Source organism: Azospirillum sp. A23, from assembly GCF_042938965.1.
In the GTDB taxonomy this organism is placed as follows: Bacteria; Pseudomonadota; Alphaproteobacteria; order Azospirillales; family Azospirillaceae; genus Azospirillum; species Azospirillum melinis.
Genome location: NZ_CP170667.1, coordinates 1,226,279 through 1,248,596, shown reverse-complemented (window position 1 = coordinate 1,248,596; position 22,318 = coordinate 1,226,279). Strand labels below are relative to the sequence as shown.

Genomic DNA, 22,318 nt, shown 5'->3' with positions numbered 1-22,318 from the left:
TATCGGTCGTTCGGACAGCGGACCCCGGATACGACGAGGCCCCGTCCGTTGTCCGGCGGGGCCTGCCTCGTGGAAGAAACGCTGGTCGATCCGATCAGCACGCACCACGACGCTGCCCGCCGAAGCGAGTCGCTTTTTTGGTCGTAGTGATGGTGATGGCCTTGCGGTTCATGACGCCTTCTTATCCGAACGCGCAGGCATTGTAAAGCGCCTGCGCGTTCGCCCTTTCAGAAATTACCGGCTTTACCGGAACCCCTCGCCGTCATGGCTCGGCTTGACCGGGTGTACGTCCCAGATCTCGCCGGCATACTCGTTGACGGTACGGTCGGACGAGAACCAGCCCATGTTGGCGGTGTTCAGGATGGCCTTGCGGGTCCATTCCTCGGGGTCGCGGTACAGCTGCATCGCGGCATCCTGCGCCCGGCAATAGTCGGCGAAGTCCGCCGTCACCAGGAAATGGTCGCCGCCGTCGGTCAGCGCCTGGACGATGGGGTGGTAGCGGTTGCGGTCGTCCGGCGAGAAGGCGCCGGTCGAGATCATGTCGAGCGCCCGCTTCAGGCTGGGGTTCGACGCGATCACCTCGCGCGGGTTGAAACCGCCGCTGGCGCGCAGGTCGTTCACCTCATCCGCGGTCATGCCGAAGATGAAGATGTTGTCCGCACCCACATGCTCGCGGATCTCGACGTTGGCGCCGTCCAGCGTGCCGATGGTCAGCGCGCCGTTCAGGGCCAGCTTCATGTTGCCGGTGCCCGACGCCTCCATGCCAGCGGTGGAGATCTGCTCCGACAGGTCGGCGGCCGGAATGATGATCTCCGCCGCGGTCACATTGTAGTTCGGCAGCAGCACGACCTTCAGGTTGTCGTGCACCGACGGGTCGTGGTTCACCACCTTGGCGACGTCGTTGATCAGTTTGATGATCAGCTTGGCCATGTGATAGGAGGGCGCCGCCTTGCCGGCGAACACCTTGGTCACCGGAACCCAGCTGACCGTCGGGTTGTCGCGCATCTCGTTGTAGAGCGCGATGGTGTGCAGCACGTTCAGCAGCTGGCGCTTGTATTCGTGCATGCGCTTGACCTGCACGTCGAAGATGCTGTCGACCAGCACCTCCTCGCCGGTCTGGCGGGCGATATAGGCGGCCAGACGCTTTTTGTTCTTGCGCTTGGCCCGGCGGAACTCCTCGCGGAACACCACGTCGTCGGCCTTCTCGCGCAAGGCCGCGATCTGCGACAGGTCGGAGATCCAGCCCTCGCCGATGCGGGTGGTGATCAGCTCCGACAAAGCCGGGTTGGCCTGCTTCAGCCAGCGGCGCGGGGTGATGCCGTTGGTCTTGTTGTTGATGCGGTCCGGGAATTCCTCGTGGAAGTCGGCGAACACCGTCTGCTTCATCAGGTCGGTGTGCAGGGCCGACACGCCGTTGACCTTGTGCGAACCGAGGAAAGCGAGGTTGCCCATGCGCACGCGGCGCTCGCCGCGCTCGTCGATCAGCGACAGCCGCGACAGCTTGGCATTGTCCCCTGCCGCCTTCGCCTTGGTGCGGTTCAGGAACTTGGCATTGATCTCGTAGATGATCTGCATGTGGCGCGGCAGCACCCGCTCGATCATCCGCACCGGCCAGGCTTCCAGCGCCTCGGGCAGCAGGGTGTGGTTGGTGTAGGCGAAGGTGGCGCGGGTGATCTCCCACGCGTCGTCCCAGCGCAGCGCATGCTGATCGACCAGCAGGCGCATCAGTTCGGCGATGCCGATGGCCGGGTGGGTGTCGTTCAGCTGGATCGCCGCCTTGTTGGGCAGGTTCTCGAAGGTGGAGTGATGCTGAAGGTAGCGGCGCAGGATGTCCTGCAGAGAAGCGGAGGTGAAGAAATACTCCTGCTTCAGCCGCAGCTCCTTGCCGGTCTCCGTCGCGTCGTTGGGATAGAGGACGCGGCTGAGATTCTCCGACAGGATCTTCTGCTCGACCGCCTTCATATAGGCGCCGTCGTTGAAGTGGCCGAAGTTGAAGTCGCGGGTGGCGCGGGCCGACCACAGGCGCAGCGTGTTGATCGTCTCGCCGCCGAATCCGACGACCGGCGTGTCATAGGCCATCGCCAGCACGCGGTCGGCATCGACCCAGCGGTAGGCGCGCTCGCCGACGCTGTCGCGGAACTCTTCGACGCGGCCGTAGAACTGGACCGGATACAGCACCTCCGGACGGGCGAATTCCCACGGGTTGCCGAATTGCAGCCACTGTTCGGGGTATTCGACCTGCCAGCCGTTCTCGAAGCGCTGCTCGAACAGGCCGAACTCGTAGCGGATGCCATAGCCGTAGCCGGGCAGATTCTGGGAAGCCATGCTGTCGAGGAAACAGGCGGCCAGACGGCCGAGGCCGCCGTTGCCGAGTGCCGCGTCCGGCTCGGCGTCGACCACATCCTCCATCGACAGGCCGAGGCGGTCGAGCGCCTGACGGCACTCGTCCACGATGCCCAGGTTCGACAGGCTGTTGGTCAGCAGGCGCCCGATCAGGAACTCCAGGGAAAGGTAATAAACGCGCTTGGCGTCTTCATGATAATAGCTGCGGGTCGTGTCCATCCAGCGGTCGACGACGCGGTCGCGGACGGCCAGCGCCACGGTGTGGAACCAGTCGCGGCGCGTGGCGGCGCGTGCATCCTTGCCGACCGAATAAACCAGCCATTCCAGGAACGACCGTTTGAGGCCATCGACATCGAGGCTGCGGCGTTCGATGTCGCGAGATTTGAACCGAGCGTCCATGTCCTGACTTTCTGCGTGAAAGGCCAATAGGAGCGGGCGGCTGGAAGGACGGCGCTCCGTATATTGGGGAAGTGTCTGCCCTGTTGGTTAAGCAAAGCTTTCCCCAGATGGAACCTACCGTCGTTTCGCTGTGGTAAAAGGGAGTAGGTTGTCATCCCCTTCCCTATTTCCCATCAACGATGCGTCACGAATCCAATCCTGTCCACTGCGATGCAGCATGCATCGGCATCCGCCACGCCGAATCGGCCGATATTCCTGCGCTGCTGGCGATCGAGGAGCAGAGCTTCGCGACCGACCGGATGACACAGCGCAACTTCCGTTATGCGATCCGGCAAGCAAAAGGTGTGGTGCTTGTGGCATACCGCCAAGTACCGAAGGTGCAAGAAAGGCCGCCGTCCTATCAGCCCGGCGGCTATGGGGTCGTCGGATTCCATGCCGGGACGCCCTTCGCCCGGCTGACCTCCTTCGCTGTGGCCCCGGACAAACGTGGGCAGGGACTCGGCCGCAGCCTGCTTGCCGCCCTGGAGAAAGCCGCCGCCGACCATGGCTGCCGCGGCATGAGGCTGGAGGTGCGGGCCGACAATTCTGCGGCAATCGCCCTCTACACCGCCGCCGGCTATCGCTGTTTCTCCACCTATCCGGATTATTACGAAGACGGAATGGCGGCGCTGCGCCTGGAAAAGCTGCTGGGTCCCGGCCACTGACTGTTGCAGGTGCGCACCGGCAGCCGCGTTCGATGGTGGTAAGCCCGGCAAGCGGAGCCTGGACCGGAATCGCCGGATTCTGCCACCGATGTCACTCTTTCCGAATCCTGCGGTGGAACATCATCGGCGGACGGCGCGTTTAGCTCCCGACACGATCAAAGACGGGCAACAACGGGACCGCCTCAATGACGCCACCGCCGACCGGATCGTTCCGCAATACCTCGCAGAGGCAGCCGACCCGCGCCAGATGACGGGCCGGCCCATGGGCCCCCGGGAGACCATCCCCAGGACGCCCTGAGCGTTCAAGACCGAAAAAAGCACTGTCAGCCCTTCGAACCGGTGGCGCCGCCTTTGCGCGCCGGAAAGCCCAACGCCGTCCCCGCTCCGCGCCCCGCCTGACCGCGACGGGCGCCGCCGCCGACCAGGCCGGCGGGAGACGTACACAGACCGTGGAGGAATGAAAGACCATGGCGTACTCGTTCGAAAACGAACTGATCCGCTGCATGCCGAACCTGCAGCGCTATGCCTGCAAGCTGACCCGTGACGCCAACGCCGCAGAAGACCTGCTGCAGGACTGCCTGGCCCGTGCCTTGTCGCGCCAGCATCGTTTCGAACCCGGCACCAACATGCAGGCATGGCTGACCACCATGCTGAAGAACCTGCACTTCAACAACCTGCAGCGCGACCGCCATGTGACGAAGGTGGAACTGTGGGACGGCGCCATGTCGGTCGATGCGGCGCAGATGTCGCGGCTGGTTTTCCGCGATGTCGACCGGGCCTTTTCCTCCCTCACCCCCAGCCAGCGCAAGGTCGTCAAGCTGGTCGCCATCGAAGGCCGTCCCTATCAGGAAGCGGCGGAAACGCTGAACGTGTCGATCGGCACCATCCGCTCGCGCCTGTGCCGGGCGCGGGAACGGCTGAACAACCTGATGGCCGCCTGATCGACCGGAACTCCTCCATGTCGGTGCTACGTCCCCGCCAAATCGGCCATGAACGCCCTCCGCAGTCCGCTGCGGGGGGCGTTCGCGTTATGTGGGGCTTTTCACGCCGGGTCCGGAAGACGCCGACCGCGCGAGATGACCGGGGACGGCTCCGGTGCCGCTGGCGTCGGAGCCGCCCGCCTGTCGTCCGTCAGCCATTCACCACGGTGCCGCCATTCGGGTGCAGTACCTGACCGGACATATAAGAAGAGTCATCGCATGCCAGGAACACATAAGCTGGCGCCACCTCGTCGGGTTGGCCGGCACGTTTCATCGGCACGTTGCTGCCGAACTTCTCCACCTTCTCCTCGTCGAAGGTGGAGGGGATCAGCGGAGTCCAGATCGGACCGGGCGCCACCGCATTGACGCGGATGCCGCGGTCGGCCAGCGACATCGACAGCGACCGGGTGAAGGCAACGATGGCCCCCTTGGTCGCGGAGTAGTCCAGCAATTCCGGACTGCCCTTGTAGGCGGTGACCGACGTGGTGTTGATGATGCAGGCCCCTTCGTGCATGTGCGGCAGCGCGGCCTTCACCATATAAAATTGGCCGAAGATGTTGGTGCGGAAGGTCCGCTCCAGCTGTTCGGCGGTGATGTCCTCGATCGATTTCTGCGGATGCTGTTCGGCCGCGTTGTTGATGACGATGTCGATGCGGCCATGCTCGCCGATGAGCTGCTCCACCGCCTTGCGGCAGATCTCCTCGTCGCCGACGTCGCCGCTCAGGATGGTGCAGGGTTGACCTTCGGCTTCGATCAGCCGGCGGGTCTCACGGGCATCGTCATCCTCGTTCAGGTACAGGATGCCGACCTTCGCACCCTCACGTGCGTACAGCACGGCGATGGCCCGTCCGATGCCGCTGTCACCGCCAGTGATCAGCGCAACCTTGTCGCGCAGCTTGCCACTGCCGCGATAGCCAGGCCGGGTTTCCGAGGGCTGCGGTACCATGGGACCCTGATGGCCGGGCCGGGTGTCCTGATGCTGGGGCGGCTGCCTGCTTTCCTGTTGAGTCATAGGTATTCTCCTTGGTTGGCAAGCCGTTCGGGTATGGATGGGATGAGTTGCACATTCACAACAAACCCCAATGCACGGCGTTCCTCACAGAAGAGAGCCGGAACAATCGGCGACATTGCCTTGTTACTTGGCCGGGCGACGCGAAAGAGGATGGCAGTGCCGGATTGCTCGTCTCGAAAGTGAGCAATGATCGCGCCGTTTGTCGGACTGGTATGGCCGAGGATCATGCCCATAAGATGGGGTAGGGGTCCTTTCGGCCGAGCCGTCCGCCAGCGGTGGAGCCACCGGACGTGTCACGGTTGATCGTGTCCCAGGGGAGAACCCCGGCGACCCATCCGGGAACGACAGAGATGAAGCGTGTAACGATGACCGATATAAACGCCTATCTGGACGGCGCCCTGGACGAGCGGGAGCGTGCCGAATTCGAGAGCGTGGTCGAGAGCGATCCCGACGCAAAGGCGCTGCTCGCTCAGCATCGCCAGCATGTCGAGGAGCTTCATCGCCTTTACGACCCGGTCCTGAGCGAAGAGGTACCCCCCCGAATGCTGGAACTGCTGCGCAAGCGGAACGGCTGACGGCCCCCCGGCCGCGCGCCCCGCGTTATTTTTTCTCCGTCCGGCAGCACATTGCGCTATTGCATGCGGCAGGCCCATCTTTGGGGGAAGGGCCGGTTCGGACGGATGAAGCATGGCGCCGAGACGAGCGGAGCCGAGCATCCTGCTCGGCCCGATCCTGTACTTCCGCGGGGAGCAGCGCGACCGATGGTGGCTGTCGGCGCTGTTCGTTCTGGATGGGGACGTCGAGCCCGACGATCTGCGGGTGGACGGCGTCACCCTGCCCGTCCCGCCGCGTCACCTGATGGTCTGGCGCCGCCGCCAGGTATGGCGCTTCGACTTCGCCGTTCCCCGCGGCATGCGCGACACGGATGTCACATACGGTTTCCCTGACGGTCCCCGCTGGAACGTGATCGTTCCGGGCCGTCATTCATTTCCCCGCCTCGCTATTCTTTACGGGAGCGGAATGAGTGGAGATGCCGGTCCCGACGCCAATGCGCCGCCGGCTCTCTGGCCCGACCTGATCTCCCGGCATACCGCCGACCGCTATCACCTGTTGGTTCAGGCGGGCGGGCAGATCGATGGCGACGCGGTGATGTCAGCCTCCGCCCAGGCCCGGGGATTGCTGACGGATGCCTCACGGCGGCTCGGCCCCGCCCTGCCCGGTGTGGCGGAGGAATTGATGACCGCCGGCTTCGACCGGATGCTGCGGGTTTGGAGCGGTGCCGCCGCGGCCTCGGCGCTGGCCTCCATCCCGTCGGTGATGATGTGGGATGGCGCCGATCTCGGCCGTCTGCTGGCGGGCGCCTGGAGCAGCCGGGAGGAGGGCGACGCCACATCGCGCAGCCTGCGTCCGCTGCTGATGGCGGTGAGGCGTCAGGTCCAGCTGTTCCAGACCGGGTCGGTGGCGGACAGCCCGCCGGATTGCCTGTGGGGGTCCGCCTGCGGAACGCTGGCGCAGGGCTTCGTCCTGGGCGAAGCCGGCCTTCTTGCGCTCGATCTCTGGACCGACCGCAACAGTCGGCGCCTGCTGTCCGAACGGGACTGGAGCCTGCTGTCCGACTGGCTCGACCGCTTCGCCGGATGCCGGCATCTGATCCTGGTCAGCGGCGGGCCGCTCCTGTCTCCCGCCGCCGCCTTGCTCGACCGCCTGGGAAGCGCAATTCCGGACCGGATGCGCAACCGACTGGAGGGCCGGCTGCAGGGGCGGCTGGGGGACCGTTTGTCGTCGGCCGGACGCCATGCCGATTGGGAGAGGATGCTGCGCACCCTGGGCGATTTTTCCCGGCGCAGCGGCTGCCGCATCACCATCGCGTCCCGAGGCCTTGCAGACGGAGCGGGAGCGCGGGGAGTGCTGCGCGGTGGCGGGCTGGAGATGTGGCAGCTCTATACCCCCACTTTCACCGCAACCGGCCGGCCGGCCGGCTGGCGGTCACGGTTGGCGGAGCCGCTGGCGATCCGCCCCGATCATCCCCTGCCGGCCCATCGGTTCGAGATGCCGCCCTTCGCGGAAAACGGGCGGCGCCTGCTGCGGGGGGCCGGATGGATCGCATGCAGCTTCGATGCGAAGGGTCAACTGCATGCCCGCTGGTGCCTGCCCGGCGATGGCGGCCGTTACACCCAGGCCATCTGAAAGGGCCATCCGCCAAAGAGAGCGTCGAGGTCTGCGGCGCCTCCCTTATGGCGCCGCCCGCTCCACCACGAACAGCAGGCCGGGAACCGGTACGCCCTTCTCCCGGCGCGGCGTGCAGGGCTCCATCAGGCGGATCGTGAACCCGGCCATGCCCGCGGTTTCCCGGACATAGCCTTCGGCATGGGCATATCGCCGGGTGGCGCCGAGAACAAAGGGATCGACCGCCGCTTCGTCCGCCAGACGCTCCACGGTCGCGGCGAAATGGCCTCCTGGCACCAGAGCGTGGGCCGCCGCGGCAAAGACGGCTGCGAGATCGCCGATATAGACAAGGACATCGGCGGCGACCAGCAGGTCCCAGCCGCCGGGCGTCCGCTCCATCGCCTCCACTACGTCGCCGACACTCAACTCTTCATAGAGCATGCGCTGGCGTGCCTTCTCGACCATCCTCGGCGACAGATCGACCCCGGCCAGATGTGCGGCAAGCGGTTTGAAGGTCACCCCCGCCAGCCCGGTGCCGCAGCCGAGATCGAGAATCCGCAGAGCCACGGCAGCGGGCATCACCCGGTCGACCGCAGAGCGCAGCAGGTCCGGCGCCGCATAGCCGAGCTTGCCGACCAGATCCTGGTCGAAGCGGTCGGCATAGCGGTCGAACAGGGCACGGACATAGGCGGCCGACAGGTCGGCCCCCTCCCCGGCCTCCAGAGCGGCGATCAACCGTTCTATGGCCGCCGCCTCATCCCCCTCCGCGAGGCCCCGGGCGTGACGGAGCACAGCCAGAGCCTTCACCGGTTCGCGAAGGGCAAGCCAACTGCGTCCCAGCGCATGATGGACAGCCGAATCGTCCTCGTACCGGCGGGCAAGCGGCTGAAGCAGTTCGACCGCCGCCAGCGCATCGCCCGACGCGCTCAGTGTTTCGGCCAATGCCAGCACGGCATCGCGGTCGTTGGGGCGCAGAGCCACCGCCTCCCGGAATTCCTCCAACGCCTCATCGGACCGGCCAAGTGCAGCGAGACAGCGGGCGAGCCCGAGTCGAACCTGCGCCGAATCGCTCCGCTCCGCCGCCAGAGCGTGGAAAAGCGCAAGTGCAGCATCGATTTCGCCGCACTGCCGCAGGGCATCGGCAAGCATCGACCGCCATGCCCGGTTTCCCGGCTCAAGCGCGACGGCGCGCCGGAAACAGGCGGCGGTCTGCCCCGCCGGACCCTGTGCGCCTTCCGCTTCGCCCAGCGCGGACCACGCTTCGCCATTGTCGGGATCGACAATGACGGCGGCACGGAATGCGAGCCCGGCCCCGGCGTGATCCCCGGCATAGAGCCGGTCGTATCCAACCCGGAACATTTGATCGAGATTGTAGATTTTCGGCTCGTCGCCGAAGGAGGGATCCGCTGACACGGATGAATGTCCTCTGGTGTCGGGCTTCGGCCAGGGAGATGCCGCCGGCCCGGAGAACCCGCCTCCGCCCGCCATCGGGCCGTCCCGGGCGACGCTGCGGCTCCGCCAACCCCCAGGCATCCGAGTCCCGGGAAATAAGGCGGCGGAGTTTACTGCCCCAACATGCTGCGCTGCGCAAGGGGGGAGCGAAAATCCTTCCGAAGTGTGATTCCGGCGACACGCGGTCGCAGTAGCCCTGTTTGCGGACCCTGTTCAAAAGGATAGTGGAGCCAGCTTGGCTAACCCTATCGTTATCGCCGGCAAATGTGGCGATTCAATGGCTTATGTCCCACGCCGAAGGGCCTAAGCCGTCCGTTTCAGGGCTCGGCGTGACATCTGCCGGACGAAAGCTGTGGTATTACCAGGGTGCAAGCGGGTTGACGATGGATCAAATTTTTGGAAGTGTGGCCCCGGCGCCCGATTGGGAGGCGCTGAACATCTGGGTAGGAGGCGGTCGCCGTAAGCGACTCGGTGACCGGAACAACGGCCCCGCGCGGGGGGTCAAACAGCCGCCGTAGAACACGGGGCGACAGCAGAAGGAGGTTTGGGATGCGGGGACGAAATCAGCGCGTAGGCGCCACAGGGTGTGGACGCTTCGCACTGGCTGCGGGACTGCTGACGGCTTCCATGGCTGTCCTCACCGTTTCCGGCATGGCCCAGGCCCAGACCGCGCCTCAGTCGAAGGAAAGCTGCGTCACCCACGCGGTGGAAGCCGAGCAGAAGTTGGGCATTCCGTCCGGCATGCTGGTCGCCATCGCCCTGGTGGAGAGCGGCCAGGACGGCGCTCCCCACCCGTTCGCGATGAGCGTGCAGGGTCGCCCCTATTACGCCCGGAATGTCAGTGACGCTGCCCGCCACCTGCGCGACCATCGCGGCCAGCTTCGCAGCAACACCTATGTCGGCTGCATGCAGCTGTCGGTCGCGACTCACCGGGGCGAGTTCCAACCGCTGGAGAAGATCGTCGAGCCGCGCGACAACGTGTTTTATGCCGGCCAGCTTCTCGTCCGCTTCCACGGCGAGGAAGGCAACTGGAAGACCGCGCTGACCCGCTACAATGGCAGCTCGGGCCGCCGCGCCCAGGCCTATGTCTGCAAGATCTGGCAGAGCCTGTCCGAACTGGACACGCAGAGCGCCAAGCTGCTCGCCTCCTCCCGTTGTGAAGACAGCGATCCCGTCAGTGTCGCCCCGCGTACCCGCCGCAGCTTCCGCAACGCCCAGCAGGTCGCGGCCATCAACTGACGAACACCTGACAGCCATGCTGCGTGACGGTCGCTCTGAGAGCGCTGGCGCGGCGCTGTCGGATCGGGTAAACCCCGACGCATGAACTACCGCCATATCTTCCACGCCGGCAACCCGGCCGACGTGATGAAGCACGCCGTCCTGGCGCTGATCCTGGATCATCTGCGCGCCAAGCCGGCACCGTTCTGCGTGCTCGACACCCATGCCGGGATCGGCCGCTACGACCTGACGTCCGAAGCGGCCCGCAAGACGGCGGAGAGCGACGAGGGCATCGGCCGGCTGTTCGGCCATCCCCTGCCGCACCCTGCCCTGGCACCCTATCTCGACGCCGTACAGGCACTGAATCCGGATGGGTCCCTGCGCTGGTACCCGGGTTCCCCCCGCGTAGCCCGCGCGGCCCTGCGCCCGCAGGATCGCATAGTGCTGGTGGAACTGCATCCTGACGACGCCCACACCCTGAAAGCGGAGTTCGCCGGCGACCGCGCCGTCGCCGTCCATCAGTCGGACGCCTACACCGCGCTGAAGGCCCACCTTCCGCCCAAGGAGAAGCGCGGGCTTGTCCTGATCGATCCGCCGTTCGAGCAGCCGGACGAGTTCGCCCGCATGGCGGAGGGGCTGGCACTGGCGCACCGCCGCTGGTCCACCGGCATCTTCGCCCTGTGGTATCCGATCAAAGAGCGTGCGGCTGTCTGGCGGTTCCAGGATGCGGTGGAAAAGACCGGCATCCCGAAAGTGCTGATCGCCGAACTGACCTGGCACCCCGAAGACACCCATCTCCGGCTGAACGGCTCCGGTCTGCTGATCGTCAATCCGCCCTGGCAGCTGGACGAAACGCTCAAGGCAATGCTGCCGGCCCTGCACGACGCCCTGCCCTCGACCGGCGGCGGCACGGCGGTCAGCTGGTTGACGCCCGAGGCGTCATAGGGAAAGCCGGTTCAGGCGCAGAAAAAACCCCGGTCCTATCGGGCCGGGGTTGAGTCAGGATGGAGACCGTTCGTTATCGATGACGTACCGTCATCGGCGGCGCGGTGGTCAGAACCGGCGCTCCGCCTGCTGGGCCGCGCCTTCCAGGCGGGCATTCAACTTGCCGATGGCGGTGTTGGCGGTGTTCGCCGACAGCTCGGAGATTTTGACGCTGCGGCTGAGAACCAGCTGCATGTTGTCCTTCAGCATGCGGCTCTGCGCGGCGTAAAAGTCGGGAACGCTCCGGCTGCGCATCAGGGCGTTCACGCCCTCCGCGTTGCGGGAGGCGACCTCCTGGGCCAGCCCCATCCATTCACGCCAGGCATTCTGGAGACCGTCGGCCAGCACGCTGCTGCACTGGACCATGACGTCCATGGTCTCGCGGGTCTGGCTGGCGACTTCGCCCTGGGCTTCCTTGGACAGGCCCAGAACGCGCTGGAACTGCTCCGTCGTGCGGCCGGCGACATCGGTGGCGGAGCCCATCGCGGACTTGGCGGCTTCGGCGCCACGGCGGGTGATGTCGGCACCGGCATCCATCGCCTTCTGTCCGGCACCCAGACCGGCATCGGCAGCGTGGGCTCCCGTTTCCGCCGCGGTTCCACCGATCGAGCGCGCGGCGTCGGCAGCGCGGCGGGTGGTGGTCTCGCCGGCGCGCGTCAGATCGTCGAGCGTGCCCTTCGCCAGGTCGGCGGTCTCGCGCACACCGGTTGTGGTGTCCTTGTCCATAGCCATGCGGGATGCTCCTCGAATATTATCGTCCGGGAGGACGCTTCTTCCCAAATCTCGCGTCGGCCATTTATGCTGCACCGCCGAACGAGTTCATCCCTATAACACCCGGAAAACAGAACGTTCCAGGACGCAAAATAATAGCGTCGCATACTTTCTTTCGAGGTATGCGGTATTTTGAAATCGAACTGTCTTTTGCATGAAACAGTTATTATTCGATTTGATCCATCTTAATCAGGGCCGCTATCCGGAACGGCTCTGCTTTCCAAACCGCGCCTGGATCTCCCCGGCAATGCCGCGGCGGAAGACCAGCACGCAGGCGACGAAGATGCAACCGATCACCACCGGCACGGGAAGGCTGGTCGCCGCCAGATAATTCTCCAAGGTCACCACCAGAGCGGCTCCGATCACCGGCCCGGTCAGCGTGCCCATGCCGCCCAACAGCGTCATCAGCACCACCTCGCCCGACATCTGCCACGTTACGTCGGTCAGCGTCGCCAATTGAAACACGATCGCCTTGGTGCCGCCGGCCAGCCCGGCCAGCGTCGCCGACAGGACGAATGCCATCAACTTGTAACGCTCGGTGCGGTAGCCCAGCGAAATGGCACGCGGTTCATTCTCACGAATCGCCTTCAGAACCTGTCCGAAGGGGGAGTGCACGGTCCGCCAGATGATGGCGAAGCCGATCAGAAAAACGCCCAGCACCGTATAATACATCGCCAGCGGGTTGTTCAGGTCAAAGATACCGAACAGCACGCCGCGCGGAACCGCCTGGATGCCATCCTCACCATGGGTAAAGGGCAATTGCAGGGCCAGGAAGAACACCATCTGGCTCAGCGCCAGCGTGATCATGGCGAAATAGATGCCCTGGCGACGGATCGCGATGCTGCCGAACAGGATGCCGAGGAATGCCGACGCCGCGGTGCCAAGCAGAATCCCCAGTTCCGGCGACAGTCCCCACACCTTCACCGTATGGGCCGTGATATAGGCGGCGCTGCCGAAGAAGGCGGCGTGGCCGAAGCTGAGCAGACCGCCGAAGCCGATCAGCAGGTTGAAGGCGCAGGCGAACAGCGCGAAACACAGCACCTTCATCAGGAAGACGGGATAGAGCAGAAAGGGAACCGCCAGCAGCGCCACCAGCACCGCAAGGGCGCCGACCCGCGCCAGCGTCGCCCCCGTCGCCGGCGCTTGGGAAGCCTTCCCGGATGCCCGGATGCCGCTTTGCGAATGAAGGCTCATGCGCTCACCTCTCCCGTCCGAACAGGCCGGCTGGCTTGATCATCAGCACCACCGCCATGATGACGAAGACCACGATGTTGGAGGCCTCCGGGTAGAAGACCTTGGTCAGCCCCTCCAGCAGGCCAAGCCCATAGCCGGTCAGCACGGCGCCAAGGATCGAGCCCATGCCGCCGATCACCACCACCGCGAACACCACGATGATCAGATTCGATCCCATCAGCGGCGACACCTGGTAGATCGGCGCCGCCAGTACGCCGGCAAGCCCGGCCAACGCCACGCCGAAGGCGTAGGTCAGCGTGATCATCCGCGGGACATTGATGCCGAAGGCCTGAACCAGCACCGGATTTTCCGTCGCAGCGCGCAGATAGGCGCCCAGCTTTGTCTTCTCGATGGCGATCCAGGTGCTGATGCAGACAATCAGGGAAGCGACGACCACCCAGCCGCGATAGTTGGGCAGGAACATGAAGCCGAGATTCTGCCCCCCCTTCAGCGTGTCGGGGATGGGGTAAGGCTGCCCCGAGACACCATACTGGTGGCGGAACGCGCCCTCGACGATCAATGCCAGCCCGAATGTCAGCAGCAGGCCGTAGAGATGGTCCAACTTGTAGAGCCGCGACAGCAGCGTCTTTTCCAGCACCACCCCGAACAGCCCGACGACCAGCGGCGCCAGCAGCAGCGCCCACCAGTAACCGATGCCCAGCTGGGTCAGCAGCAGCCAGGCGACGAATGCGCCCATCATGTAGAGCGCGCCATGGGCGAAGTTGATGACGTTCAACATGCCGAAGATCACCGCCAGCCCAAGGCTGAGCAGCGCGTAAAACGATCCGTTGATCAACCCCAGCAAAAGCTGGCCGAACAGCGCCTGGGGCGGAATGCCGAAAATCGTTCCCATCATGAGCGTCGCTCTCCCCAACGGCATCCCCGCCGAACCGGTCCCCCAGGACCGTCGCGGCGGGGATGCCGCTCCGTCACGTCATGGCTTGTGCCGGCCGGCCATCATTTCGGCACCGTCATTTCGGCAGCTTGCAGCCGCTCTCCTCGAAGCTTGCGAAGGCTTCCTTGCCGGGGATGGTGCGCAGGATCTGGTAATAATCCCAGGCGCCCTTCGATTCGGACGGCTTCTTCACGCGGGCCAGATACATGTCGTGGACCATGCGGCCGTTCGGCAAGATGGTGCCGTTCTTGGCGAACATGTCGTTGACCGGCATCTCCTTCATCTTGGCGGCGACGGTCGGGCCGTCGTCGGTCCCGGCGGCCTCGATGGCCTTCAGATAATGGCGGACGGCGGAATAGCTGCCGGCCTGCACCATCGTCGGCATCTTGCCGTAGCGGTCGAAGAACTTCTTGGACCAGGCGCGCGATTCGTCGTCGCGGTCCCAATAAAAGCCGGTGGTCAGCACCAGATCCTGGGCGACCTGAAGCCCCAGAGCATGCACGTCGGACAGGAAGATCAGCAGACCGGCGAGCTTCTGCTGGCCACCCTGCGTCAGGCCGAATTCCGACGCCTGCTTGATCGAGGTGATGGTGTCGCCGCCGGCGTTGGCAAGGCCGACGATCTTGGCGCCCGACGCCTGCGCCTGGAGCAGGAAGGAGGAGAAATCGGCGGAGTTCAGCGGCGCCTTCACCGAACCGACGACCTTGCCGCCCGCCTTCTTCACCTCGACCGAGGTGTCGGCCTCCAGCTGATGGCCGAAGGCGTAGTCGGCGGTGATGAAGAACCAGCTGTCGCCGCCCTCCTTCACCATCGCCTGACCGGTGCCGACGGCCAGCGCGTGGGTGTCGTAGGGCCAGTGGAAGCCGGTGGGGGAACAGGCGTCGCCGGTCAGACGCGAGGTGGCCGGACCTTCCATCAGGAAGATCTTCTTCTTCTCCTTGGTCACTTCCTGTACGGCCAGCGCCACGCCGGAGTTGGGCACATCGACGATCACATCGACGCCATCCTGGTCGATCCATTGGCGGGCGAGGTTGGCGCCGATGTCCGGCTTGTTCTGGTGGTCGGCGGAGATGATCTCGATGGGCTTGCCCAGAATCTTGTTGCCGAACTCCTCCGCCGCCATGCGGGCGGCGATGACCGATCCCTCGCCGCCGAGGTCGGCATAGAGGCCCGAACGGTCATTCAGCACACCGATCTTGACCATGTCGCCGGACAGCTTGCCCTGCTGGGCCATGGCAGGCCCGGTGGACATGACACCGATCGTCAGGGCAGCAAGGGCGGCACTGGCCAGAAGACGTGCGATCATGCGTGAATTCCTCCCCCTCAGCGTTGCGTTGCGCATAGTGCGGGCGCCCGTCCGGATTGGATCGTTCGGATCGGTTCGTCCGGCGGGTCCCGGACGGTCGTGCCGGCCTGCTCATTTGGTTTCATCGGAAACCGTCAGGCCGTGCGCGCCGTCCCTTCCCGTCCACTATGCAGGGGCATCACCTTGTACGGAAAGCGGAATTTCAGCTTCACAAACAATTTTCATCAAGGGTCTGCCGAAACGCCCGCTTTTTCCATTCGGCGGTGTATGGAGCTGTCCGGCGGCGGGTCAACGGCCTGTCGGCCCCGGTCGATCCGCCGCATGATCGGCGTCACCGTGGTGCCGTGAACGAGAATCGAGAGCAGCACGATCAACCCGGTGATCGCCCACAGCGCATTCGGCACATCGAACTCCGCGGCGTTCAGCGCATAGGCGATGTAATAGATGCTGCCCATGCCGCGGATGCCGAAGAAGCCGATGGCCAGCTTCTCGCCGACCGGCATCGCCACGCCGGTCAGCCCGACCACCCCCGCCACCGGACGCACCAGAAGCAGGATGACCACCGCGGCACCCACGGCGCTCCAGGACAGGGCGTCGATCAGGCCATGCGCGATCGTCCCACCGAACAGTACGAGCATCATCATCATCATCAGCCGCTCGGTCTGCTCGACGAAATCGTGCAAACGCTCGTGGTATTCGCTGTTGCGCTCCGCGTCGCGCAGGGCAAGCGCGGCGACGAAGACGGCGACGAATCCATATCCGCTGGCAAGTTCCGTCAGGCCATAAGCGATCAGCGTGATGCCGAGCGACACGAACCCGTCGCCGGTCCGCGACAGGTTGGCGCGGTTCGGCACACGGAACGTGACATAGCCGAGGAAACGCCCGACCAGCCAACCGACACCGACTCCGGCAATCAGCTTCCAGACCACGTCCAACAGCACCCAATGTTCCAGCAGGTCCCAGGGCGGATTGCCGTTGAGCAGCGCCACCCCGATGGCGAGATGGACGAAGGGAAAGGCCAGCCCGTCATTCAGCCCGGCCTCGGAGGTCAGGCTGAACCGGATCTCGTCCTCCTCACCCGATTTCGGCGGGCCGACCTGAATGTCGGAGGCAAGGACCGGATCGGTGGGCGCCAGAGCCGCCCCCAGCAGGATCGAGGCCGGAAGAGGGAAATCGAGCCAGTACCAGCCGATCAGGGCGATCATGAGAATCGACAACGGCATGGTGATGCCCAGCAGGCGCCACGTGATGATCCAGCGACGCCAGCCAATGCGGCGATCCAGCTTCAGCCCCGCCCCCATCAGGGAAATGATGACGATCAGTTCGGTCAGCCGCTCGGTTGCTTCCGGAAAGGCCAGCGGCTCCGGGTTTTCCAGTTCCAGCGTTCCGAAGACCAGAAAGCCGAGACCGACGCAGATGATCGGGAGGGACAGCGGCAATTCCCTCAGCACCATCGGCAGCCACGCCACCAGCAGGATCAGGAATCCCAGCCCTACTAACATGACCGTGTAAGACATGCGCCGCCCATTGCCATGATCGCTTCGGCACGGCAATAGGGCCGCGCCAAGGCCAATCTACGACAACGCACGACGTCGCGAATGGGTTCAGCTCAGGCGCAAGAAGGCTTGCGGAATGGATGGCGAAGGTGCCGGCTCAATCGGTCGCGCTTCCCTGCCCGAACTGGAGGCCACAATGGAACGCTTGAACCCGATGCCGCCCGCGGGAGCCGGAACCGCGGGGGCCGTCGCAAAATCGGCCGGTCAGGCCGCCGAGGTCATCGGAAAACCGCTGTAGTCGAGCGAGGCCGACCAGAAACGTTCCAGCTTGCGCAGGGTCTCGTTGGCCTTGGTCAGTTCCTCGTCGCTGAAGCCGGCCTTCTCGAGGGCGGTCAGATGACGTTCGAACATGACGCTGATCTTCTCGCGCAGATCCAGGCCCTTCTCCGACAGGCGGACACGGACCGACCGGCGGTCGTGCGGAGAGCGTTCCTGGCCGAGATAGCCGTTCTCGACCATCTTCTTGACGTTATAGGAGACGTTGGAGCCCAGATAATAACCGCGCGCGGTCAGTTCGCCGACCGTCATCTCGTCTTCGCCGATGTTGTACAGGATCAGGCTCTGGACGTTGTTGATGTCCTGGATGCCGAGCCGGTCCAACTCAGTCTTGAGCACTTCAAGAAAGTGGCGGTGAAGCCGCTCGATCAACAGAATGCTCTCATAATAGGGTTTGCGCACCGCGGTCTCCTTTGGCTCTAACCGGCCGTTCCCCGCGCAAGGACGATACCGGGACCTTAAAGCGAGATTAACCGATCATTCGTCGGCAATCATCTTAATAATTCCAGAAAAAGTCTGGCACAACCCGTCTGTACAGGCCCCTTTCGCAGGGTCCCCCCGGCGAAAGGCTTTCGGCCGGGCGGCAGGTCACGCATAAGCAAAAAGGGGAAGGCCACGCAATCGGTGCGTGACCTTCATCCCCTCGGCATCGCCTATGGTCAGTCCCGGAACACGAGATCGCCGCCAGCCGGTTCGGCGAAGTGCCGCTCGACATCCGACGGACCGACATCGGTCAGCTCGGCCGGCTTCCATTTCGGGTTCTTGTCCTTGTCGACCAGGACGGCGCGGATACCCTCGTAGAAATCGTCGCCGGCCAGACAGGCGAGGCTGAGGCGCAGTTCCTGCACCATGCAGCCTTCAAAATCCAGCTTGGCGCCACGGCGCAAGGCAGCCAGCGTCACCTTCAGGCTGGTCGGCGACACCCGGCGCAGGATGGCGATCTGACCGGTTGCCCACTCGGTTCCCTCTGCCTCCAGCGCCTTGACGATGGCTTCGACACTGTCGAAGGCGTAGCAGCGGTCGACCGCCGCGCGGATGCCGCTCACCGCCGCATCGCCCGCTTCACCGCGGTGGGTGGCGACGGCTTCGTCGGCCGGAACGCCGGCAGCCAGATCGTCGATCAGCGCGTCGATCCTGGCGCTCGGTACGAACGCGTCGGCGGCACCGATGGCAAGCAGGTCGGCGGCCTTCAGCCGGTCGCCGGTCAGCCCCAGCCAGATGCCGACCTGCCCCGGCAGGCGCGGCAGGAAATAGGTGCCGCCGACGTCGGGATAGAGGCCGATCCCGGTTTCCGGCATGGCGAACAGGGTGCGCTCGGTGATGATGCGGTGGGTGCCGTGCACCGACAGTCCGACGCCGCCGCCCATGGAAATGCCGTCGATCAGTGCGACATAGGGCTTGGACAGGCGCTTGATCAGCCGGTTCAGCACATATTCCTCGCTGAAGAAGGCACGGACCGGTCCGGTGTCGCCACGCCCCTCCTTGGCGGCCTTACCAGCCTCATACAGGCTGACGACGTCGCCGCCAGCGCAGAAGGCCTTTTCGCCGGCACCGCGAATCACGACGGCCTTGACCTCCGGATCGGCGTTCCAGGCCCGCAACTGCGGATCGAACAGCCTGATCATGCCCAGCGTCAGCGCGTTCAGCGCCTTGGGCCGGTTGAGCGTGACGAGGCCGATAGCGCCCCGACGTTCGAACAGAATCTCAGCAGCGTCGCTCATCGTCTTGTATTTTCTCAATTATCGTTGCGAATCTGGCGGTGACGGGCCACCTGCGCCATCCCTGCCGAGCATCCCTTTGCGCGTCAGGACGGCAGCATCGGCCGACAGCGATGATACGGGAGCGGGCGGCGCTGTCAAACCCACCATACGGATCCGGATGTTCGCCCGTTACGGTCCGGCACGGCCAATCAGGAACATCGCCCCTCTTGGACCGTTGCGCTCACGCTCTCATCTGAAGACGAGACACCATTCGACTTCTCAGGGAAGGTCAGATGCCGATGCCGCTCAACAGCCTGCCGGGTGCGCCATGAAGATCGGAATCGTCCTGAACCGGCAGGCGGGCTCCCTGGTCGATCGGCCCATCGATCGCGCGGAGACGGCGATCCGCACAGCATTCGAACGGCATGGCGCGACCGTGGACCTCCACACCGTCGACGGCGCGCAATGCACCGACACGATCCAACGGGTGCTGGACTCCGATGCCGAGGCCGTTGTGGTCGGCGGCGGCGACGGCACGCTGCACAGCGCGGTGAAGCTGGCGCTCCCTAAGGGCAAGACGCTTGGCGTGATACCTTTAGGGACTCTCAACCTGTTAGCCCGTGATCTTCATGTTCCGCTGGAACTGGAGGATGCGGCGGAGGCACTGGCTGCGGGCCGGATCCGCGCCATCGACATCGCCGAGGTGAACGGGGAGCCCTACACCAACAGTTCGGTTCTGGGCTTTTATCCGCAGGTGGTCCAGGAACGCGAACGCCAGCGCAAGCAGCACCGGCTGCTGAAATGGCCAGGTGCCGCCGTAGCCTTGGCGAAGACGCTGTACCGGCTGCCGATGCTGGATGTCCGGCTGGACTGGGGCGAGGGGCCGCGGCGGATGCGCACGCCGATTCTGGTGGTCTCTAACAACGTCTATGACGACGGGTTCGGGCTCGTCCTCTCCCGCCAAGCGCTCGATGCCGGGAAACTCGGGGTTTATGTGGCCCGCGAACGGAACGCCTTCGCGATGTTGCGGTTGATGGGACGTCTGGTTGCCGGTTCGTGGAAGCAGGACGAAGGGCTGGAGACCTATGCGGTGACCAACCTGACGGTCCACAGCCGCAGGCACCACCTGAAGATGGTCAACGATGGCGAGATCCGGAAACTGCACGCCCCGCTGCATTATCGGATTCTCCCCGGTGCACTGAAGGTTCTGGCGCCCGGCTGAGAGAAAGGATGAGGATGGCGTGAAACGGCTCGCTCACATCTCCGACCTGCATTTCGGGCGGATCGACCCGCGCGTGGTCGATGGCCTGCTGGCCGACCTGACCGCGCAGGCTCCCGACCTGATCGTCATTTCAGGCGATTTCGTCCAGCGGGCCAAGCCGCGCCACTTCGAAGAGGCGCGGGCCTTTCTGCAAAAATTGCCGTTTCCTTACATGGCTGTACCGGGAAATCATGACATCCCGGTTTACAATGTGTTCAAGCGCTTCACCGACCCGTTCGGCCATTACCGGCGCTACATCACCAGCGACTTCAGTCCGCTGCACATTGACGACGAGATCGCGGTGCTGGGCATCAATACCGCCCGCCCCGTGATCATGGATTTTTCCGAAGGGCGGATGAACAAGCGGCAGATCGCGCGGGTCCGCGAGGTCTTCTGCGGAATGCCGGACAGGGTGTTCAAGGTGCTGTTCACCCACCATCCCTTCCTGCCGCCGCCCGACCTGCCAAAGACCCAGCTGGTCGGCCGCCACAAGCTGGCGCTGCCCGCGTTGGAAAGCTGCGGCGTCGACCTGCTGCTGGCCGGGCATCTGCACAAGGCCTATTCCGGCGACATCATGAGCTTCCACACCCAGGTCGCCCGGTCCATCCTGGTCGCCCAGGCCTCCACCGCCACCTCCACCCGCCTGCGGAACGAGGCGAACGCCTATAACCTGATCACCGTCGCCCATCCCGATGTGAGGTTCGAGGTGCGGTCCTGGGAGGGCGCCGCCTTTACCGGCGGATTGGTGTCAAGTTACCGCAAGGAAGGCAGCCGCTGGGCCCTGCAGGCACAGGACACCGGCTTCCGGCCGGTGGGCTCCGATGGTTCCACCGTCGCCGATCCGATGGCTGCGCGATGGGAGTCGGTTGCCCGGCATGCAAGCGGGGAGGCCCATGGCGGGGCATGAGACCTGCGCAAGGCTGCCGGCCCGGTCCCTAAGGACTGGAACGGCCCCCGCGGCTTGAGTTCACGATGAGGGAAGGCGTAGGATCGCCGCACTCGTTCTAAGTGCATGGTTCTCCCGATGCCGATCACCCTGCCCGCCGCCTTCCCGCGCACCCGTCTGCGCCGCAACCGCGCCGATGCCTGGACCCGCCGTCTGGTCGCCGAGAACACGCTGACCGCCGACGATCTGATCTGGCCGGTCTTCGTGATCGAAGGCGAGAACCGGCGGGAACCCGTCGCCTCGATGCCTGGGGTGGAGCGCATGACCATCGACCTGCTGTGCGAGGCGGTGGTGGAAGCCGGCGCGCTGGGCATTCCCTGCATCGCGCTGTTTCCGGTCGTGGGCTCCGAGGGCAAGTCGGAGGATGCGGCGGAAGCCTACAATCCTGAGAATCTGATGAACCGCGCCATCCGCGCGGTGAAGGCCGCCGCTCCCGATGTCGGCATCCTGGGCGACGTGGCCCTCGACCCCTACACAACGCATGGGCATGACGGCCTCCTGCGCGACGGCTACATCCAGAATGACGAGACGGTCGAGGTTCTGATCCGTCAGGCCCTGTCGCAGGCGGAGGCCGGCGTCGACATCGTCGCCCCGTCCGACATGATGGACGGCCGCATCGGCGCCATCCGCGACACGCTGGATGCCGAGGGGTATCAGCTGACCCGTGTCTGTTCCTACGCCGCCAAATACGCCTCCGCCTTCTACGGCCCGTTCCGCGACGCAGTGAATTCCGGCGGCTTCCTGAAGGGCGACAAGACCACCTACCAAATGGACCCCGCCAACACCGACGAGGCCCTGCGCGAGGTCGCCTGCGACCTGCAGGAGGGTGCGGACATGGTGATGGTGAAGCCGGGCCTGCCTTATCTCGACGTCATCAGGCGGGTGAAGGACCAGTTCGCGGTCCCGACCTTCGCCTACCACGTGTCGGGCGAATACGCGATGCTGCGCGCCGCGTCTGGCAATGGCTGGCTGAACTACGACAAGGCTCTGCTGGAAACGCTGATGGGTTTCAAGCGGGCCGGATGCGACGCCATCCTGACCTATGGCGCGGTGGATGCGGCGAGGCTGCTCAGGCAGGGCTGAGCGGTTCGGGACCGTCTTTGAGCCGTTCGGGGC

General features: G+C 64.9%; 20 protein-coding genes. 9 read left to right on the top strand and 11 right to left on the bottom strand.

Annotated elements, in window-relative coordinates:
- Positions 1 to 243: 243 nt before the first annotated feature.
- Positions 244 to 2,742, bottom strand: coding sequence for a glycogen/starch/alpha-glucan phosphorylase (locus ABNQ40_RS23270; RefSeq protein WP_109051544.1), 2,499 nt, complete (start codon positions 2,740 to 2,742; stop codon positions 244 to 246).
- A gap of 179 nt (positions 2,743 to 2,921) precedes the next feature.
- Between ABNQ40_RS23270 and ABNQ40_RS23265 the strand changes: the two genes are divergently transcribed.
- Together ABNQ40_RS23265 and ABNQ40_RS23260 are read left to right on the top strand one after the other, a co-directional pair.
- Entirely contained in the window at positions 2,922 to 3,446 is a 525-nt protein-coding gene (locus tag ABNQ40_RS23265; protein ID WP_109051543.1) for an N-acetyltransferase, read from the top strand.
- Between the two features lie 467 nt (positions 3,447 to 3,913).
- Positions 3,914 to 4,387: a sigma-70 family RNA polymerase sigma factor gene (locus tag ABNQ40_RS23260; protein ID WP_042695558.1), complete on the top strand. Its 474-nt coding sequence runs from the start codon at positions 3,914 to 3,916 to the stop codon at positions 4,385 to 4,387.
- A 190-nt stretch (positions 4,388 to 4,577) separates the two neighbouring features.
- Here the strand turns inward: ABNQ40_RS23260 and ABNQ40_RS23255 are convergent, their stop codons facing one another.
- Positions 4,578 to 5,438 (bottom strand): SDR family oxidoreductase, encoded by an 861-nt coding sequence (locus tag ABNQ40_RS23255; RefSeq protein WP_109051542.1) that lies wholly within the window; start codon positions 5,436 to 5,438, stop codon positions 4,578 to 4,580.
- Positions 5,435 to 5,671 carry a hypothetical protein gene (locus ABNQ40_RS23250; protein WP_146255520.1) on the bottom strand — a complete coding sequence of 79 codons (237 nt, stop codon included), beginning with the start codon at positions 5,669 to 5,671 and terminating at the stop codon, positions 5,435 to 5,437. Before ABNQ40_RS23250 ends, ABNQ40_RS23255 begins: the two co-directional genes overlap by 4 nt.
- 132 nt (positions 5,672 to 5,803) lie before the next feature.
- Here ABNQ40_RS23250 and ABNQ40_RS23245 point away from each other — a divergent pair, with 132 nt between their 5' ends.
- Both ABNQ40_RS23245 and ABNQ40_RS23240 read left to right on the top strand, forming a co-directional pair.
- Positions 5,804 to 6,013 carry an anti-sigma factor gene (locus tag ABNQ40_RS23245; protein WP_247880000.1) on the top strand — a complete coding sequence of 70 codons (210 nt, stop codon included), beginning with the start codon at positions 5,804 to 5,806 and terminating at the stop codon, positions 6,011 to 6,013.
- Between the two features lie 112 nt (positions 6,014 to 6,125).
- The gene (locus ABNQ40_RS23240) at positions 6,126 to 7,625 is read left to right on the top strand and encodes a hypothetical protein (protein WP_109051540.1); all 1,500 of its coding nucleotides are present in this window, start codon (positions 6,126 to 6,128) and stop codon (positions 7,623 to 7,625) included.
- Positions 7,626 to 7,670: 45 nt separating this feature from the next.
- On the opposite strand, the gene ABNQ40_RS23235 is transcribed toward ABNQ40_RS23240, so the two are convergent.
- Positions 7,671 to 9,017: a tetratricopeptide repeat protein gene (locus ABNQ40_RS23235; protein WP_109051539.1), complete on the bottom strand. Its 1,347-nt coding sequence runs from the start codon at positions 9,015 to 9,017 to the stop codon at positions 7,671 to 7,673.
- Between the two features lie 666 nt (positions 9,018 to 9,683).
- Between ABNQ40_RS23235 and ABNQ40_RS23230 the strand changes: the two genes are divergently transcribed.
- Together ABNQ40_RS23230 and ABNQ40_RS23225 are read left to right on the top strand one after the other, a co-directional pair.
- Positions 9,684 to 10,295, top strand: a complete 612-nt coding sequence (locus ABNQ40_RS23230; RefSeq protein ID WP_247879998.1) for a transglycosylase SLT domain-containing protein — start codon at positions 9,684 to 9,686, stop codon at positions 10,293 to 10,295.
- 81 nt (positions 10,296 to 10,376) lie between these two features.
- Positions 10,377 to 11,219 carry a 23S rRNA (adenine(2030)-N(6))-methyltransferase RlmJ gene (locus ABNQ40_RS23225; protein ID WP_109051537.1) on the top strand — a complete coding sequence of 281 codons (843 nt, stop codon included), beginning with the start codon at positions 10,377 to 10,379 and terminating at the stop codon, positions 11,217 to 11,219.
- A gap of 108 nt (positions 11,220 to 11,327) precedes the next feature.
- On the opposite strand, the gene ABNQ40_RS23220 is transcribed toward ABNQ40_RS23225, so the two are convergent.
- The 7 genes from ABNQ40_RS23220 to ABNQ40_RS23190 form a co-directional block, all read right to left on the bottom strand.
- A complete protein-coding gene (locus tag ABNQ40_RS23220) occupies positions 11,328 to 11,990 on the bottom strand; it encodes a phasin family protein (RefSeq protein ID WP_109051536.1) in 663 nt (220 codons plus the stop codon).
- Between the two features lie 237 nt (positions 11,991 to 12,227).
- Positions 12,228 to 13,223 carry a branched-chain amino acid ABC transporter permease gene (locus tag ABNQ40_RS23215; protein WP_391349044.1) on the bottom strand — a complete coding sequence of 332 codons (996 nt, stop codon included), beginning with the start codon at positions 13,221 to 13,223 and terminating at the stop codon, positions 12,228 to 12,230.
- A 4-nt stretch (positions 13,224 to 13,227) separates the two neighbouring features.
- Complete coding sequence (locus ABNQ40_RS23210; RefSeq protein WP_391349091.1) at positions 13,228 to 14,115, bottom strand: branched-chain amino acid ABC transporter permease; 888 nt, start codon at positions 14,113 to 14,115, stop codon at positions 13,228 to 13,230.
- Between the two features lie 118 nt (positions 14,116 to 14,233).
- A complete protein-coding gene (locus tag ABNQ40_RS23205) occupies positions 14,234 to 15,463 on the bottom strand; it encodes an ABC transporter substrate-binding protein (protein ID WP_109050047.1) in 1,230 nt (409 codons plus the stop codon).
- Positions 15,464 to 15,687: 224 nt separating this feature from the next.
- Positions 15,688 to 16,980: a sodium:proton antiporter gene (locus ABNQ40_RS23200; protein WP_109050046.1), complete on the bottom strand. Its 1,293-nt coding sequence runs from the start codon at positions 16,978 to 16,980 to the stop codon at positions 15,688 to 15,690.
- A 243-nt stretch (positions 16,981 to 17,223) separates the two neighbouring features.
- Positions 17,224 to 17,697, bottom strand: a complete 474-nt coding sequence (locus ABNQ40_RS23195) for a MarR family winged helix-turn-helix transcriptional regulator (RefSeq protein ID WP_045580172.1) — start codon at positions 17,695 to 17,697, stop codon at positions 17,224 to 17,226.
- Between the two features lie 257 nt (positions 17,698 to 17,954).
- Positions 17,955 to 19,016, bottom strand: a complete 1,062-nt coding sequence (locus ABNQ40_RS23190; RefSeq protein WP_109050045.1) for an enoyl-CoA hydratase/isomerase family protein — start codon at positions 19,014 to 19,016, stop codon at positions 17,955 to 17,957.
- A gap of 307 nt (positions 19,017 to 19,323) precedes the next feature.
- On the opposite strand from ABNQ40_RS23190, the gene ABNQ40_RS23185 reads away from it, so the two are divergent.
- From ABNQ40_RS23185 to hemB, 3 genes are all read left to right on the top strand, one after another.
- The gene (locus tag ABNQ40_RS23185; RefSeq protein WP_109050044.1) at positions 19,324 to 20,217 is read left to right on the top strand and encodes a diacylglycerol kinase family protein; all 894 of its coding nucleotides are present in this window, start codon (positions 19,324 to 19,326) and stop codon (positions 20,215 to 20,217) included.
- Positions 20,218 to 20,236: 19 nt separating this feature from the next.
- Complete coding sequence (locus tag ABNQ40_RS23180; protein WP_247879808.1) at positions 20,237 to 21,163, top strand: metallophosphoesterase; 927 nt, start codon at positions 20,237 to 20,239, stop codon at positions 21,161 to 21,163.
- Positions 21,164 to 21,280: 117 nt separating this feature from the next.
- A complete protein-coding gene (hemB, locus tag ABNQ40_RS23175; protein ID WP_247879807.1) occupies positions 21,281 to 22,285 on the top strand; it encodes a porphobilinogen synthase in 1,005 nt (334 codons plus the stop codon).
- The last annotated feature ends 33 nt before the right edge of the window (positions 22,286 to 22,318 follow it).